At 63.2% G+C, this 13848-nt stretch carries 17 protein-coding genes; 6 read left to right on the top strand and 11 right to left on the bottom strand.

What is annotated here, in order from left to right; genetic code table 11:
- Positions 1-10: 10 nt before the first annotated feature.
- The 3 genes from RG540_RS24800 to RG540_RS24810 all read right to left on the bottom strand — a co-directional run bounded on the left by RG540_RS24800 (position 11) and on the right by RG540_RS24810 (position 2048).
- Entirely contained in the window at positions 11-676 is a 666-nt protein-coding gene (locus tag RG540_RS24800) for a S24 family peptidase (RefSeq protein ID WP_041364507.1), read from the bottom strand.
- 217 nt (positions 677-893) lie between these two features.
- Positions 894-1541, bottom strand: a complete 648-nt coding sequence (locus tag RG540_RS24805) for a response regulator (RefSeq protein WP_041364510.1) — start codon at positions 1539-1541, stop codon at positions 894-896.
- Between the two features lie 87 nt (positions 1542-1628).
- Complete coding sequence (locus RG540_RS24810) at positions 1629-2048, bottom strand: hypothetical protein (RefSeq protein ID WP_041364511.1); 420 nt, start codon at positions 2046-2048, stop codon at positions 1629-1631.
- Between the two features lie 82 nt (positions 2049-2130).
- On the opposite strand from RG540_RS24810, the gene RG540_RS24815 reads away from it, so the two are divergent.
- Together RG540_RS24815 and RG540_RS24820 are read left to right on the top strand one after the other, a co-directional pair.
- Complete coding sequence (locus tag RG540_RS24815) at positions 2131-2481, top strand: DUF952 domain-containing protein (protein ID WP_174479305.1); 351 nt, start codon at positions 2131-2133, stop codon at positions 2479-2481.
- Positions 2478-3569, top strand: coding sequence for a quinone-dependent dihydroorotate dehydrogenase (locus RG540_RS24820; protein WP_041364514.1), 1092 nt, complete (start codon positions 2478-2480; stop codon positions 3567-3569). Before RG540_RS24815 ends, RG540_RS24820 begins: the two co-directional genes overlap by 4 nt.
- Here RG540_RS24820 and RG540_RS24825 read toward each other — a convergent pair.
- Genes RG540_RS24825 through RG540_RS24835 form a run of 3 tightly spaced genes read right to left on the bottom strand, consistent with a single transcriptional unit; the run spans position 3545 to position 5663 of the window.
- The gene (locus tag RG540_RS24825) at positions 3545-4903 is read right to left on the bottom strand and encodes an MATE family efflux transporter (RefSeq protein ID WP_041364516.1); all 1359 of its coding nucleotides are present in this window, start codon (positions 4901-4903) and stop codon (positions 3545-3547) included. The genes RG540_RS24820 and RG540_RS24825 overlap by 25 nt on opposite strands.
- Positions 4904-4906: 3 nt before the next feature.
- Positions 4907-5392 carry a CAP domain-containing protein gene (locus RG540_RS24830; protein ID WP_041366299.1) on the bottom strand — a complete coding sequence of 162 codons (486 nt, stop codon included), beginning with the start codon at positions 5390-5392 and terminating at the stop codon, positions 4907-4909.
- A 4-nt stretch (positions 5393-5396) separates the two neighbouring features.
- A complete protein-coding gene (locus RG540_RS24835) occupies positions 5397-5663 on the bottom strand; it encodes a DUF6460 domain-containing protein (RefSeq protein WP_041364518.1) in 267 nt (88 codons plus the stop codon).
- 128 nt (positions 5664-5791) lie between these two features.
- Here RG540_RS24835 and RG540_RS24840 point away from each other — a divergent pair, with 128 nt between their 5' ends.
- Together RG540_RS24840 and RG540_RS24845 are read left to right on the top strand one after the other, a co-directional pair.
- Entirely contained in the window at positions 5792-6730 is a 939-nt protein-coding gene (locus RG540_RS24840) for a class I SAM-dependent DNA methyltransferase (protein WP_041364519.1), read from the top strand.
- A gap of 105 nt (positions 6731-6835) precedes the next feature.
- Positions 6836-7477, top strand: coding sequence for a YitT family protein (locus RG540_RS24845; RefSeq protein WP_007767958.1), 642 nt, complete (start codon positions 6836-6838; stop codon positions 7475-7477).
- Between the two features lie 32 nt (positions 7478-7509).
- Here the strand turns inward: RG540_RS24845 and RG540_RS24850 are convergent, their stop codons facing one another.
- Both RG540_RS24850 and RG540_RS24855 read right to left on the bottom strand, forming a co-directional pair.
- Complete coding sequence (locus RG540_RS24850; RefSeq protein ID WP_041364521.1) at positions 7510-7974, bottom strand: carboxymuconolactone decarboxylase family protein; 465 nt, start codon at positions 7972-7974, stop codon at positions 7510-7512.
- A gap of 50 nt (positions 7975-8024) precedes the next feature.
- Positions 8025-8525 carry an Rrf2 family transcriptional regulator gene (locus tag RG540_RS24855; RefSeq protein WP_041364522.1) on the bottom strand — a complete coding sequence of 167 codons (501 nt, stop codon included), beginning with the start codon at positions 8523-8525 and terminating at the stop codon, positions 8025-8027.
- 94 nt (positions 8526-8619) lie between these two features.
- On the opposite strand from RG540_RS24855, the gene RG540_RS24860 reads away from it, so the two are divergent.
- Positions 8620-11154, top strand: coding sequence for a ligase-associated DNA damage response DEXH box helicase (locus RG540_RS24860; RefSeq protein ID WP_051909740.1), 2535 nt, complete (start codon positions 8620-8622; stop codon positions 11152-11154).
- A gap of 32 nt (positions 11155-11186) precedes the next feature.
- Positions 11187-11927, top strand: a complete 741-nt coding sequence (pdeM, locus tag RG540_RS24865) for a ligase-associated DNA damage response endonuclease PdeM (protein ID WP_041364524.1) — start codon at positions 11187-11189, stop codon at positions 11925-11927.
- 140 nt (positions 11928-12067) lie between these two features.
- Here the strand turns inward: pdeM and RG540_RS24870 are convergent, their stop codons facing one another.
- The 3 genes from RG540_RS24870 to RG540_RS24880 all read right to left on the bottom strand — a co-directional run bounded on the left by RG540_RS24870 (position 12068) and on the right by RG540_RS24880 (position 13826).
- Positions 12068-12319, bottom strand: a complete 252-nt coding sequence (locus RG540_RS24870; RefSeq protein ID WP_041364525.1) for a hypothetical protein — start codon at positions 12317-12319, stop codon at positions 12068-12070.
- Between the two features lie 116 nt (positions 12320-12435).
- Positions 12436-12873 (bottom strand): universal stress protein, encoded by a 438-nt coding sequence (locus RG540_RS24875; RefSeq protein ID WP_041364526.1) that lies wholly within the window; start codon positions 12871-12873, stop codon positions 12436-12438.
- 83 nt (positions 12874-12956) lie between these two features.
- A complete protein-coding gene (locus RG540_RS24880; protein WP_244446780.1) occupies positions 12957-13826 on the bottom strand; it encodes an alpha/beta hydrolase family protein in 870 nt (289 codons plus the stop codon).
- Positions 13827-13848: the final 22 nt, after the last annotated feature.

Below are 13848 nucleotides of genomic sequence, written 5' to 3' on the forward strand. Positions count from 1 at the left end.
CTACTCAAGCTCACTGGCTCGCCCAGATGATGCGGGCGATCCATTCCACGTCGGAAAGATCGAAGCTGCGGTTCGGATGTTCCGGGTTGAGCGAGAGCAGGTCCACAGTCCGGGCACTCTGGCGGGCGAGCACTTTTGCCATCACCTCGCCTTCCTTGGTCTTGAGCACCACGCGGTCGCCGCGGCGAACCTGCGCGCCCGGCTCGACGATCAGCACGTCGCCGTCGCGATAAAGCGGCATCATCGATTCGCCCTGGATTTCCAGCGCATAGACGCCGGCCTTGCGGGACGGGTCGACCGGAAATTCCACCACGTCCCAACCCTGGCCTGCCGGAAATCCGCCATCGTCAAAAAAGCCGCCGGCGCCTGCCTGGGCAAACCCGAGCAGCGGGATGGAGCCGCCCTGCGGCGGGAAATTGCCGTCCGGGATCAAGGCGCGTCCGGGACCAGCGGGCAGGTAGCTCATGAACTGGTCAATCGTGGCACCCGTCGCTTCGAGCACCTTGGCGATCGATTCCGTCGAAGGCCAGCGCAGCCGCCCGTCCGGCCCTAGTCGTTTCGACTTGTTGAACGAGGTAGGATCGAGGCCGGCGCGCCGCGCCAGCCCGGAGGGCGTCAGCTGGTGGCGTTGGGCGAGCGTATCGATCGCGCTCCAGATCGTATCATGTGACAGCATCGTCGTCCGTACCCGTGACCGGTGCGCGAGACAAGCCGGACAAGCCAGCGCTCTGCGAACCTCTCGCCCTTGACCGATCAGACATTTGTCGACCAGACTCTCGAACGCTCCGTTCCAGCGGGCTGCCGGCTCGCGCGCACACCCCGAATTTTAACGGAACCGCAGCTTCGCGTAAAGGGATGAGAGGAATAAAATCCTGTTCCCGCGGCGGCCCTCGTCAGGCCACCAGCGCCATGTTGATCTTGCCGAGCTTGATCACCGCCTGGGTGCGGCTGTCGACATTGAGCTTCAGGAGGATTGCCGACACATGTGCCTTGATGGTCGCCTCGGAAACGCCGAGTTCATAGGCGATCTGCTTGTTGAGCAGCCCTTCACCGAGCATGGAAAGCACGCGGCTCTGCTGCGGCGTCAGCGTCTTCAGCCGCTCGATGATCTCGGTGAGGCCCGGATCTTCGTCCGGTGCGGTGAGGTAGCCTTTCGGCACCCAGATGTCGCCTTTCAGTACCGCCTGGATGCCGGCGCGGATATCGTCGAGCCCGGAGGATTTCGAGATGAAGCCGGAAGCGCCGAGTTCCAGCGCCCTGCGGATGGTGGCGCAATCGTCGCTGGCCGAGACGATGACGATCGGCAGGCCGGAAAATTCGGCGCGGAGCGACATCAGGCCGGAAAAGCCGCTGACACCCGGCATCGCGAGGTCGAGCAGCATCAGGTCGGCATCGGGATTGTTTTCGGCCGCCCGTCGCGCCGCCTCGAAATCGCCCGCCTCGATGATCACGAGTTCTTCGGCAATGCCCCGCACCGAATGGCTGAGCGCGCCGCGAAACAGCGGGTGGTCGTCTGCGATGATGATCGTGAGTGTCTGCATTTCCACGCCCCCTCCCAAGAGCATAGTCGTGCCAATGAATCTTAGTAAGTTGTAAACCTCTCGCAGACCCGAAACAAGTGCGGGAAATCACGTACGGTTGGGTTGCGGTTTATCGGGCTCTTTTTCGGTCGCGAACTCACCGACGATCGCCATGAAGCGCCGCATGAACTTCTCCATGATCGATAGCGACCGGTCGACTTCCGCGTCGCTCGGCAACGCTTTCGGCAAGGCATCCGGCGGGATGTTGCTGAGCCGCTCCTCAAGCGCGGTGACCCGTTTTGCCAGCCGATCGAGCTCCTGTTCGTAGGCAGCCCGTTCGTCAGGCTGCATGCGGCAGGCGAGCGTGCCGTTTTCGTCGCGGCAGAGCGTCATCGCGCCGGTATCGGTGTCCAGCCGGACGATGCCGGTCTCGGTGCGCTGAAGCTGGAAACGGTTGGTCTGCGGCTGCTGCGCCGAGGCGGCGAGCGGCAAGAGCAGTGCGCAAGTCGTCAATGCGAGCGTTTTCATGTTGTGGTCCTCCTGCTGTAACGGTGGACAAGCGCCGGGCTTTGCGGCAAACGGTCGGAGAATAGCAGGTCTCCGAGAGTTGATGATGACGGATATAGTGTACAAGATCGTGCCGGAAACGCTTTGGCGTCAGGCAAAGCAGAAAGGCGTCTTCGAAGGCGCCGAAATCGACCTGAAGGACGGCTTTATCCATTTTTCGACCGGGACACAGGCAAAGGAGACCGCCAGGCTACATTTCGCCGGCGTCTCGGGCCTGATGCTGGTTGCGGTCGATGCGACCCTGCTCGGCGAGGAGCTGCAATACGAAGCCTCGCGCGGCAGCGATCTTTTCCCGCATCTTTACGGCACGCTTCCGGTGTCCTCGGTCCTCTGGGAGATGCCGCTGTTGATCGGCGTCGACGGCCTGCATGCCTTTCCGGAGAGGATGCCATGATCGGCCCCTTCGCCGGACTTGCCGCGCGCAGCCTCTTTGTTTTCGATCCGGAAACCGCTCACGGCCTGTCGATCGCCGCGCTGAAGACCGGTCTCGTGCCCGCCTGCCGCTTGGCTGCCGATCCGCGGCTTGCCCAGACCGTCGCCGGTATCCGTTTTGCAAATCCGGTCGGGCTTGCGGCCGGTTATGACAAGAACGCCGAGGTGCCGGACGCGATGCTGAAGCTCGGTTTCGGTTTTACCGAGATCGGCACCGTGACGCCGAAGGCTCAGGCCGGTAACGACAAGCCGCGCATCTTCCGCCTGGTGGAAGATCGCGGCGTCATCAACCGACTCGGCTTCAACAATGAGGGCCATGAGGCGGCGTTCACGCGGCTGACCGCGCGGCGCAACGCGCCGGGCATCGTCGGCGTCAATATCGGCGCCAACAAGGATGCCGCCGACCGGATCGCCGACTACGTCGCCGGCATTCGCAAATTCTATGCGCTCGCCACCTATTTCACCGTCAACATCTCCTCGCCCAATACACCGGGCCTGCGGGATCTTCAGGCGCGAGACAGCCTGAAGGCGTTGCTTGAGGCCGTGTTGACCGCCCGCGCCGAAGAGGCGCTGCGCCATGGCCGCACCGTTCCGGTCTTCCTGAAGATCGCACCCGATCTGACCGAGGAGGGCTTGGACGACATCGCGGCCGAGGCGACTGCGCATCCGCTCGACGGGCTGATCGTCTCCAACACGACGCTTGCCCGAGACGGATTGAAGGACCAGGCCCAGGCGAAGGAAGCAGGTGGTCTTTCCGGCGCGCCGCTCTTCAGGCGCTCGACGGCCGTTCTGGCCAAAATGCGCAAGCGCGTCGGGCCGGATCTCGCCGTCATCGGCGTTGGCGGCGTTTCGAGTGCGGCGGATGCGCTCGAAAAGATCCGCGCCGGTGCCGACCTCGTGCAGTTCTATTCCTGCATGGTCTACGAAGGCCCCGGCCTGCCGGCGACGATCGTCAAGGGGCTTTCGGCCCTTCTCGACCGGGAAAAGGTGTCCTCGATCCGCGATCTGCGCGATAGCCGCCTCGATCAATGGGCGGAAACGAAACTCTGACGCGCCTTGCGCGGCACCATGGCCGCCAGGAAAAAGCCGCGCATCAGCAGGAACAGGTTGAGCGACAGCCAGAGCCCATGGTTGCCGATCATCGGCACGAGCACGGCGAGGCTGACGCAATAGCCTGCAAATGACGCGAGCATCATGTTGCGCATCTCGCGCGACCAGGTGGCGCCGATGAACACGCCGTCCATCTGGAAGGCGAGCGCGCCGGACAAGCCCGTCACCGCCGCCCAGCCGAGATAGACATAAGCCTCCTGCCGCACGTCTTGCGAGGTGGTCAGAAGCTCGATGATCGGCTGACCGAAGACCACGAAGAACAGCCCGACGACGCCTGCCATCACGAAGGACCAGAGGCCGGTCAGCTTCAGCGCCCGATCGAAGGACGGTCGGTACTTCGCGCCCACCGCGCGGCCGGCGAGCTGTTCGGCGGCGCCCGCGAGCCCGTCGAGGAAGAAGGCCGAGAGCATGAAGATGTTCATCAGCACCGCGTTGGCCGCCAGCGTCACCGCCCCGAAGCTCGACCCGACGCGGGTCAGCACCGCAAACGCGCCGTTCAATATCAGCGAGCGGATCAGGATGTCGGCATTGAGCTGGAAAAGCTGGCGCAGCTTGGCGGCATCGAAAATGTCCGCGCGCGTCGGCCGGTAGGCGGCGGAAAATTGCCGGCTGACGATGACGAGGCCGATCACCACGGCGGTCACTTCCGCCGCCGCGGTCGCCCAGGCGACGCCCGCCACACCCCATCCCAATACCAGACCGAACAGGATGGCAAGCACGATATTGGTGCCGTTGAGGATGATCTGCAGCGTGAGCCCGAGCACGCCCTGGCCCCGCCCGAGGACGAAGCCGAGAATGGCGAAATTGGCGAAGGTCGCGGGGCTGGTCAGTACCCGGATCGCGAAATAACGCCGTGTCACCTCGGCGACGGTCGGATCGCTGGTCATCAGGTCCGGCGCATATCGAAGGATCAGCGGCGAGAGCGCCAGCATGATCACGCCAAGGCCGAGCGCGCTCAAAAACGCCCGCCAGAATACCGCCTGCTGTTCTCGGATGTCTCCTCGGCCGAAGGCCTGCGCCACCAGTCCGGTGGTCGAGGTGCGGAAAAAGCTGAGGCTGCCATAGATGAGATCGAAGAGGATGGCGCCGATCGCCAGGCCCGCCAGCGCTTCCGCCTGGCCGAGCTGCCCGACAACCGCGGTATCGGTGAGGCCGAGCAGCGGCGTCGTCAGGAACCCGAGCGTCATCGGAATGGCAATGCCGAGCACCAGCCGGTGGGTCACATCGAAGGGTTTGGTCGCCCCAGTCTCGTGCTTACGCCCCCCGCTCTCCATCGGTCAGCCGGAAAGGACCATGGCCCAATAGGGCCGGGCGCCAACGGAGGTGCGTGCCATGGCAACCCCGAGCCCTCGGTAGGAGCCGAGCATGTTTTCGAGATGTTTCGGCGAGTCGATCCAGGCCTGCACGGCGGCCACGACCGTATCCTGACCGCTGGCGATATTTTCGGCTGCCGGCAGCGCCACCTCATTGCTCTTCATCCGGGCGCCAAAATCGTCGCCGAAACCGATCAGGTGTTTCATTTCGTTGGCTTTGGCCATGCGCACCGCCTGGCGGGCCGCGGCCTTGCGCGCGGGCATGTCGAGCGTCAGCGTGGATAAGCCACGGCCCTGCCGCAGCTTGTTGACCATCGGAAGCGCGGCTTGCGTCTCGTCTTCGGCGCCGGCCGTCGGCGTCAGGACCGATGTGGTGGAACAGCCGGCGAGCGCCAGTGCCATGCCGGAAAAGACGAGAAGGTCCCGCCGGGAAGGTTTGATCAGTGAAATCATGTCAGCGGCGGTAGCTCATCAGGCGCAGGATGACGAAGATCGGAATGACGATGATCGCGCCAAGCACGAGATAATTGCCGACCCGTCCGAGCGCCCGGAAGCCGTTATACCAAAGGTCCAGGAACCAGTAGCGGATCGTGTCGACGATATTGTCCGGCGTGAAGCCGAAGAATGCCAGCAGAAAACCCACCACCAGGCACACCACGATCAGCTTGACGATCGTGCGACCTAGCGTATCGCCCAGGAACTTGTTGACCCCGTCCGCCATCCTTGTCCTTCTCCAAATTGCAAATGAGAGATAATCGGCAGCCGTTGCCACCGCAAGCGTTTCCCCTCAGATAGAACTTGAGTTTTTTTGTGGCTTCGGCAAAGAACCTCCACCTTAGAGGATCATCCATGTCGCCCAGCCCGTTTTCCAGCCAATTCTCCTCGGGCGATGCCACCGCCGATCGCCGCGCCGACTACGCCCGCATGCTGGGGGAGGGCGGAGATTTCGCGGCTGCGGCGGAACTGATCGAACAGGCGCTCGAACTGACGCCCGGCTGGGCCGCCGGCTGGTTCCGGCTCGGCGAATATCGCGACAAGGCCGGTCTCGGCACGGCCGCGGACGCCTACCGCCAGACCTTGGTCCTGCGGCCAGACGATGTTTTTGGCGCCCGCCTGAAACTCGCGCTGATCGGCGCGGAGCAGACGCCCGACCGGCCGCCGAGCCGTTATGTCGAAGGCCTGTTCGACGACTATGCCGACCGGTTCGATACGGCGCTCGTCGAAAAGCTGGGCTATTGCGTGCCTGGCAAGCTGGCGGGGCTGATCATGCCGCATGGACCGTTCCGCAATACGGTCGATCTCGGTTGCGGCACCGGCCTGTTCGGTGCCGAGATCCGCGGCAGGACCGAACGCCTCGAAGGCTTCGACCTGTCCGCCAACATGCTCGCCAAGGCGCAGGTCAAGGGTCTTTACGACCATCTCTGCCAGTCCGACCTCAGCCTCGTATCAGACGATTCCGGCCTTTTCGGCGACTTTCCGCCTCACCGCGCCGATCTCGTCTCGGCGGCCGACGTGCTGATGTATCTGGGCTCGCTCGAAACCGTCTTCCCGCTGGTGCTTGAACTGTTATTGCCGGCTGGTCTCTTCGCGTTCTCGGTCGAGGATGCGGGCGAGGGGGAGGGTTTCGTGCTGCGGGATTCCCTGCGTTACACCCATTCGCAAGCTTATATCCGCATGCTGCTTTCCCGCTTCGGCCTTGATTTGCTCAAGGTGGAAAACACCGTCATTCGCATGGATGCCGGAAAACCTGTCCATGGCATTCTGTTTCTGTCGCGAAAGCCCGGCTGAACCGGCCGTTTCTTGCTTTTTTCAGTGCCCGCCGATGATCTCTTGAAGACCCTTGCCGGCGGTTTTATTGCGGTGCAATATCACCGAAAACCTGAGGGGTTCACATTGGCTGAGCAGCAGAGGCGCGGTCTCGGATTTTACAGCGCCGATCCGGCACAACACACACTGCTGGAAGACGGGCAAGGTCTGTTCATCGGCGCCATGGTGTCGGCACTCGGCTTTTATTTCCTGAACGAGGTCGGCCTTTTGACCGGCGGCACCGCAGGCGTCGCCTTCCTGCTGCATTATGCGTTCGGGATCTCGTTCGGCCTGCTGTTCTTCATCGTCAACCTGCCCTTCTACTACCTATCGTTCAAGCGCCTCGGCCTCGCCTTCTCTCTGAAGACCTTCATCGCCATCGCGCTGGTCTCGGTCATCACCGAGGTGGAGAGCCATTTTTTCCTGATCCAGTACCTGCACCCGTTCTGGGCAGCTCTGCTCGGCGGCCTGGTGCTCGGTTACGGCCTGCTCGGGCTTTATCGCCACCGCGCCTCGCTCGGCGGCGTCGGCATTCTAGCGATCTATATCCAGGAGCGCTTCGGCATCCAGGCGGGCCTCATCCAGCTCGCCTTTGATCTCTGCGTCATGCTCTGCGCTTTCGCCGTGGTTTCGCCCATCACCGTCGCGTGGTCGGTGCTGGGCGCCGTCGTGCTCAATCTTGTGCTCGCCATCAATCACCGCTCCGACCGGTATATCGTCGCGCGGTGATCGAGGCGGGAGGGTGGGTCAGGCGGCCCTGATCAGGCGGCTTTGGTGGCCGGCTTGTCGATCGGATGCTGGTTGCGGAAGCCGACGGCCAGCCGGTTCCAGGTGTTGATGGCACCGAGAGCGACGGTGATCTTGACGATCTCTTCCTCCGTGAAATGCACCTTCAGCGCGTCGAAGGCGGCATCCGGAATGCCGGTATCGGCGATGCGGGTGACTGCATCGACCCAGCCGAGCAGCGCGCGTTCCTTGTCGTCATAGACCGGCGATTCCCACCAGACACACATCATGTTGATCCACTGTTCCGAAAGGCCGTCATGCCGTGATTCCTTCACATGCATGTCGACGCAATAGGCGCAGCCGTTGATCTGCGAAGCGCGCAGCTTGATGAGGTGGATGAAGCGGCGCTCCAGACCGGAAGCCTGCACGTAGTTTTCGAGTGCCGTGACGGCCTTGATGGCTTCCGGGGCGGCCTTGAGCATATTGAGACGGGGATGCATGGGGTCTTCTCCTTGGGGTTTTGGCCGCTTTCGGCGTGCCTATGGCCCGGTTAACGGGCGGTTCTGCGTTCATTGATTTCCAAAAAGGCGCAGCCGCGGGCGGCGATGCCGCCGTCGTCGGTTGCGCCGAGGTCCGCCAGGATGTCGGCGATCGTCACCTTGGCGAGTTCGGCGCGATAGGCCTTTTCGGCCTTCAGCATCGCGGCATTGATGCCGCAGGGTTTGGTGAAGTAGCGGCCCGGCAGCGGGTTCGGCCCGCGCTGGCGGATTTCGGCGCAGCGGAAGGCCGGCGCCGGTCCTTCGACGGCAAGCACGATATCGAGAAGCGTGATCTCCGCCGGCTTCTTCGCGAGCCGGTATCCGCCCTTCGGCCCCGACACTGTTTCCACCAGCCTGGCGCTGGACAGCGCCTGCAGATGTTTCAGCAGGTAGCTGGTCGAAACCCCGTGGAATTCCGCCAGCGACGCCGCCGACAGGACACCGCCCTCGGTAAGGCTGGACATCATGCTGATGCTGTGGATCGCCTGTTCGACGCCGTCGCCGAGTTTCATCGCTCATCTCCATATCGTGGATAAAATTTATCCACGATTATCGCGTCATCGTCAAGCCCCTTCTTTTTTGCGCGCTTTCTCTTAACTTAGCGGCGTGGATATCGTCGAAACCCATTCCTCCGGCCGTGACGCCGCGCTTCTGCCCCGGCCATTCCAGAAATGGTTTGCGGAGAAGGGCTGGCAGCCGCGCGCCCATCAGCTGGAATTGCTGTCGCGCGCCACATCGGGCGAAAACATGCTGCTGATCGCGCCGACCGGCGCCGGCAAGACGCTTGCCGGTTTCCTGCCGTCGCTGACCGATCTGACGCGCCGTGGCAAGATCCCGCCGGGCTCGGCCTTCACCGGCATCCATACGCTCTACATCTCGCCCTTGAAGGCACTCGCGGTCGATATCGAGCGCAACCTGATGAAGCCCGTCTTCGAAATGGGTCTGGACATCTCGATCGAGAACCGAACCGGCGATACGCCCCAGGCCAAACGCCAGCGCCAGAAGCTCAATCCGCCGGATATCCTGCTGACCACTCCGGAACAGGTGGCGCTGCTGCTGGCCAACAAGGAGGCCGAGCGGTTCTTCAAGGACCTGAAATACGTGGTCCTCGACGAACTGCATTCGCTGGTCACCTCCAAACGCGGCCATCTCCTGTCGCTCGGGCTTGCCCGTATCCGCCGGCATGCGCCCTACATGCGCACCATCGGCCTCTCGGCCACCGTCTCCGATCCCTTGGACCTGCAGCGCTGGCTGGTCTCGCAGGGCGAAAACCCCGCCCCGCCCGCCGGCCTCGTGCATGTCGTAGGCGGTGCCGCCCCCGATATCACCATCATGCGCACCGAGGACCGTATCCCCTGGTCCGGCCACGTTTCCACCTACGCGATCCCCGAGGTTTACGAGGAGATCAAGCGCCACAAGACGACGCTGATCTTCGTCAATACCCGCTTCCAGGCAGAACTGCTGTTCCAGACGCTGTGGACGATCAACGAGGATAACCTGCCGATCGCGCTGCATCACGGCTCGCTTGATGCCGGCCAGCGCCGCAAGGTGGAAGCCGCCATGGCGGCTAATAAATTGCGCGCCGTCGTCGCCACCTCGACGCTCGACCTCGGCATGGACTGGGGCGATGTCGATCTCGTCGTCCATGTCGGCGCGCCGAAGGGTGCATCCCGCCTTGCCCAGCGCATCGGCCGCTCGAATCACCGCATGGACGAGCCGTCGAAGGCGATCCTGGTGCCCGCCAACCGCTTCGAGGTGATGGAATGCCAGGCAGCGCTCGATGCCAATTATCTAGGCGCCCAGGATACGCCGCCGGTCGGAGAGGGCGCGCTCGATGTGCTCGCTCAGCACGTGCTCGGCATGGCCTGCGCCGAACCTTTCGATCCGGTCGAACTCTACGACGAGATTACCAGCGCCTCACCCTATGCCACCCTCTCCTGGGAGATGTTCGAGCGCATCGTCGATTTCGTCGCGACCGGCGGTTACGCACTGCGCTCCTATGAGCGTTACGCCAAGATCCGCAAGACCAGGGAAGGCCGCTGGCGGGTCTCAAACCCGGCCGTCGCCCAGCAATACCGCCTGAACCTCGGCACGATCGTCGAGGCGACCGAGCTCAATGTCCGGCTGGTGAAGCGCAATGCCCAAGGGCTACCAAAGGGTACCGTCGGGCGTGGGGGCATGTCGCTCGGCAAGGTCGAGGAATATTTCCTCGAACAGCTGGTCCAGGGCGATACTTTCCTGTTTGCCGGCAAGGTCCTGCGTTTCGAGGGCATCCGCGAGAACGAATGCCTGGTCTCCAACGCCTTTTCGCTCGATCCGAAAATCCCCGCCTATGCCGGCGGAAAGTTTCCGCTCTCCACCTATCTCGCCGACCAGGTCCGCGGCATGCTCGCCGATCCCGATCGCTGGGGCGTCCTGCCGGACCAGGTGCGCGACTGGCTGAACATCCAGCGCGAACGCTCCATGCTGCCGGCGAGGGACGAGCTGCTGATCGAGACCTTTCCACGCGGAAAGCGGTTCTTCATGATCGCCTATTGTTTCGAGGGACGGCTCGCCCACCAGACGCTCGGTATGCTGCTCACCCGCCGGCTGGAGCGCACCGGCGCCTACCCGCTCGGTTTCGTCGCCACCGATTATTCGCTGGCCATCTGGGGCCTCAACGACATCGGCGCGATGATCCGCGCCGGTGCCTTGAGTCTCTCCGACCTTTTCGACGAGGACATGCTCGGCGACGACTTGGAAGCCTGGCTTGACGAAAGCTACATGCTGAAGCGCACCTTCCGCAATTGCGCGGTGATTTCCGGCCTGATCGAGCGCCGCCATCCGGGCAAGGAAAAGACCGGAAGGCAGGTCACCGTCTCGACCGATCTGATCTACGACGTGCTGCGCAGCCACGAGCCGGATCACGTGCTTCTGGAGGCGACGCGGCGGGATGCGGCATCCGGTCTTTTGGATCTTGCCCGATTAGGCGATATGCTGGCGCGAATCAGGGGGCACATCACCCACCGCGATCTCGACCGCGTTTCGCCGCTCGCCATCCCGATCATGCTGGAGATCGGCAAGGAGCCAGTACCGGGCGAGGCGCACGACGCGGTGCTGCAGGAAGCCGCCGACGAACTGATCGCGGAGGCGCTTGGCTGATGCGGTACGCTGGACTGGAAGACATTGAATTGATGCACCGCCTCGCTTTGGCGCGAACGATCACAGGGGGACCTGCCGCAACCGGTGCGGAAGAGATCGTCGTGAATGGCGTTCTCGCCGTCTGCGATCCGCTCGGAGGTCTTTACCTGCCCGAAACCGGCATGCTCGTCGTCTCCGACCTGCATCTGGAAAAGGGTGCTGCCTTTGCCCGCCGCGGCATGATGCTGCCGCCCTACGATACGGTCGCCACGCTCAACATCCTGTCCGCCGTCATCGCCCGCTATGATCCGAAGATCGTCGTCTCGCTCGGCGACAATTTCCACGACCGCAAGGGCTCGGAACATCTTGCCCCCGACCTGCGCTCGCTGATCACGACCATGGCGCGCGGCCGCGACTGGGTCTGGATCAACGGCAACCATGACCCGGACGGCACGGTCGGCCTGCCCGGCACCTGCACCGACGAACTCTTTCATGGCGGCCTCGTCTTCCGCCACGAGCCGAGCCTGATTTCCGGCCCAGGCGGGAGCAAGGGCGAGATTGCCGGCCACCTGCATCCGTCGGCCACCGTCCGACGCCGCGAAAAATCCGTCCGCCGCCCGTGTTTCGCAAGCGACGGCATCCGCCTCCTCATGCCGGCCTTCGGCGTGCTCGCCGGCGGCCTCGATCTGCGCCATCGTGCCATGCACGGCCTGTTCGACCGCGAGGCCCTGGTCGCGCATCTTCTCGGCCGCGACCGCATCTATTCGGTGCGCTACGCCAATCTGATCGGTTGACCGTCTGGTTTAAACCTGTCCAAGCGCCCTACCACATGCGAGGACGCGGATGCCATCCATCATCGACAGCCCTGACGACGCCGAACAGGCTGGACTGACAACGACTACGATCTCACCAGATCCAACAACCAGCGTTCCGCTTAGGGAAACCTGTCCAGATGAAACGATACCCAATCCTCATGCTCGACCGCATTGAGGGTTATGCGGTGACCGCCGAGCCGGAGGGTCGGAGCGTTCAGTGCAGTTCGTAGAATGGACGGTTTGGTGCGAACGTGTCCGACATAACGGCAACTGTCGCCGTCGCGAAATTCGGTGACATTGTAGTCGACCAGCGCCAAGACTGTCGTGCCGGCGGCGAGTTCCCCTTTTAGGCCTTCAAATACGGTCATCATTCGCTGTCCCCCGGGCCAAGGGAGCATTGTGCGCCGCAATATCGAAGGTGTAAAGCACCGCATGACCGGCCGGTTTTGAACGAACATCCGCAGCCAGCGCCGGCGTAGACCAGATCTTACCGATAGACCAGCACCGGCGTCTTGGAATGCGCCAGCACCTTCATCGTCACGCTGCCGAGCATGAAAGCCTTGAAGCCGGAGCGGCCGTGCGAGGCCATGGCGATGACGTCGCAATTATAGGTGCCGGCGGTCTCGATGACGGCGCTCGCGGGGTCGACGCTGCCAAGCTTCACCGTTCCGCAGGCGACGAGCCGCTGTTTCGCCGCTTCCTTGGCGTCGGCGAGAATGCCGTCTGCCGCCTCGTTGTTCTGGCGGTCATATTCCGCATAGGCGACTTCCATGCCGGTCGGATTGAGCGTGAAGACCTGCAGCGGTTCCATCACCACCAGAACGGTGGCTTCCGCACCAATTTCGTGGGCGAAGTCGAGCGCCTTTTCCAGCGCGCTGGTCGAAAGCGGAGAGCCGTCGGTCGGAATGAGAACGTGTTTGAACATCTGAGCCTCCTTTAACTTGGTGACATCATCATCAGTCGCACGGCACCGCTCATTGATCCAGCGCAAGCGGCAAGGTAGGGCGTTCACAACGGCAGCACATGCGCGGGCCAGGGATTGACCCCGTCCCGCAGCCAGCGAAGGGTGTCGCTCCAAAAGCCTTCCCTGTGCCGGGAGTGGAACAGGCTGAAATGCCCGATCGCCGGCAGGCCATAGTCCTCCGGCGCAAGCAGAACCTGCGTCACCTCGGCATTGCGATAATAACCGAGCGTGCGCCGGATCGCAGCCACGGTTCCGATATCGTCGTCCGCCATGGTGACGGCCAGGATCGGCGCCGTCACCGCGTCGAACCGGCGAAGCACGTCGGCCCGTTCCGCTGCCGGATGAGTGCGCTCCATCCGCGCTCCGCGAAAACTCCATTCGTTCGCCACGCCCGCCGGCAGGTCCTCCAGCCATCCGAGGCGCTTTCCGGGGAAATAGCCGAACATCGCCGTCAGTGCCGGCATCACCACATGCCATTTGAGAAACAGCTGCAGGCGATGGCCGCTGGCATAGTCGGGCCAGTAGGCATATTGCGCCCCCATGGTCAGCATCCGGTCGATGCGGGCGGCCTGCGGCGAAAGCCCCGGCAGGTAGCCGCCGATACTGTGGCCGACGACATAAAGCGGTTGGCCCGACCGGATGGTATCCATGAACCTCAGCGCCGCGTCGAAATCCTGCTCGCCCCATTCCCGCCAGCGATAACCGCATCCCTTCAAGCTTTCGGGACGCGAAAGGCCGATGCCGCGATAGTCGTAGGCCAAAACGTCGAAACCTTCGCCGGCCAGGAAGTCGGCGTAATAGTGGTAATAACGGGCGAGCACCCCGGTCGCCGGATTGACGATGACGCTGCCGATGGCGGGGGACCGGGCCGGCCAGAGGTGTCCGTGGAGAACGACTCCATCCCGGCAGACCATTCTGACAGGCTCCCCGGCGGGA

The organism is Neorhizobium galegae bv. orientalis str. HAMBI 540, from assembly GCF_000731315.1.
Classification (GTDB): Bacteria; Pseudomonadota; Alphaproteobacteria; order Rhizobiales; family Rhizobiaceae; genus Neorhizobium; species Neorhizobium galegae.

What these genes read in the sequence shown, in the direction of transcription:
- RG540_RS24820 (WP_041364514.1), top strand. Translation starts at nt 2,478, where the DNA reads ATGATCGGCCCCTTCGCCGGACTTGCCGCGCGCAGCCTCTTTGTTTTC.
- RG540_RS24875 (WP_041364526.1), bottom strand. Translation starts at nt 12,873, where the DNA reads ATGTTCAAACACGTTCTCATTCCGACCGACGGCTCTCCGCTTTCGACC.
- RG540_RS24840 (WP_041364519.1), top strand. Translation starts at nt 5,792, where the DNA reads ATGTCGCCCAGCCCGTTTTCCAGCCAATTCTCCTCGGGCGATGCCACC.
- pdeM (WP_041364524.1), top strand. Translation starts at nt 11,187, where the DNA reads ATGCACCGCCTCGCTTTGGCGCGAACGATCACAGGGGGACCTGCCGCA.
- RG540_RS24835 (WP_041364518.1), bottom strand. Translation starts at nt 5,663, where the DNA reads ATGGCGGACGGGGTCAACAAGTTCCTGGGCGATACGCTAGGTCGCACG.
- RG540_RS24880 (WP_244446780.1), bottom strand. Translation starts at nt 13,826, where the DNA reads ATGGTCTGCCGGGATGGAGTCGTTCTCCACGGACACCTCTGGCCGGCC.
- RG540_RS24825 (WP_041364516.1), bottom strand. Translation starts at nt 4,903, where the DNA reads ATGGAGAGCGGGGGGCGTAAGCACGAGACTGGGGCGACCAAACCCTTC.
- RG540_RS24850 (WP_041364521.1), bottom strand. Translation starts at nt 7,974, where the DNA reads ATGCATCCCCGTCTCAATATGCTCAAGGCCGCCCCGGAAGCCATCAAG.
- RG540_RS24800 (WP_041364507.1), bottom strand. Translation starts at nt 676, where the DNA reads ATGCTGTCACATGATACGATCTGGAGCGCGATCGATACGCTCGCCCAA.
- RG540_RS24870 (WP_041364525.1), bottom strand. Translation starts at nt 12,319, where the DNA reads ATGATGACCGTATTTGAAGGCCTAAAAGGGGAACTCGCCGCCGGCACG.
- RG540_RS24855 (WP_041364522.1), bottom strand. Translation starts at nt 8,525, where the DNA reads ATGAAACTCGGCGACGGCGTCGAACAGGCGATCCACAGCATCAGCATG.
- RG540_RS24810 (WP_041364511.1), bottom strand. Translation starts at nt 2,048, where the DNA reads ATGAAAACGCTCGCATTGACGACTTGCGCACTGCTCTTGCCGCTCGCC.
- RG540_RS24805 (WP_041364510.1), bottom strand. Translation starts at nt 1,541, where the DNA reads ATGCAGACACTCACGATCATCATCGCAGACGACCACCCGCTGTTTCGC.
- RG540_RS24815 (WP_174479305.1), top strand. Translation starts at nt 2,131, where the DNA reads ATGATGACGGATATAGTGTACAAGATCGTGCCGGAAACGCTTTGGCGT.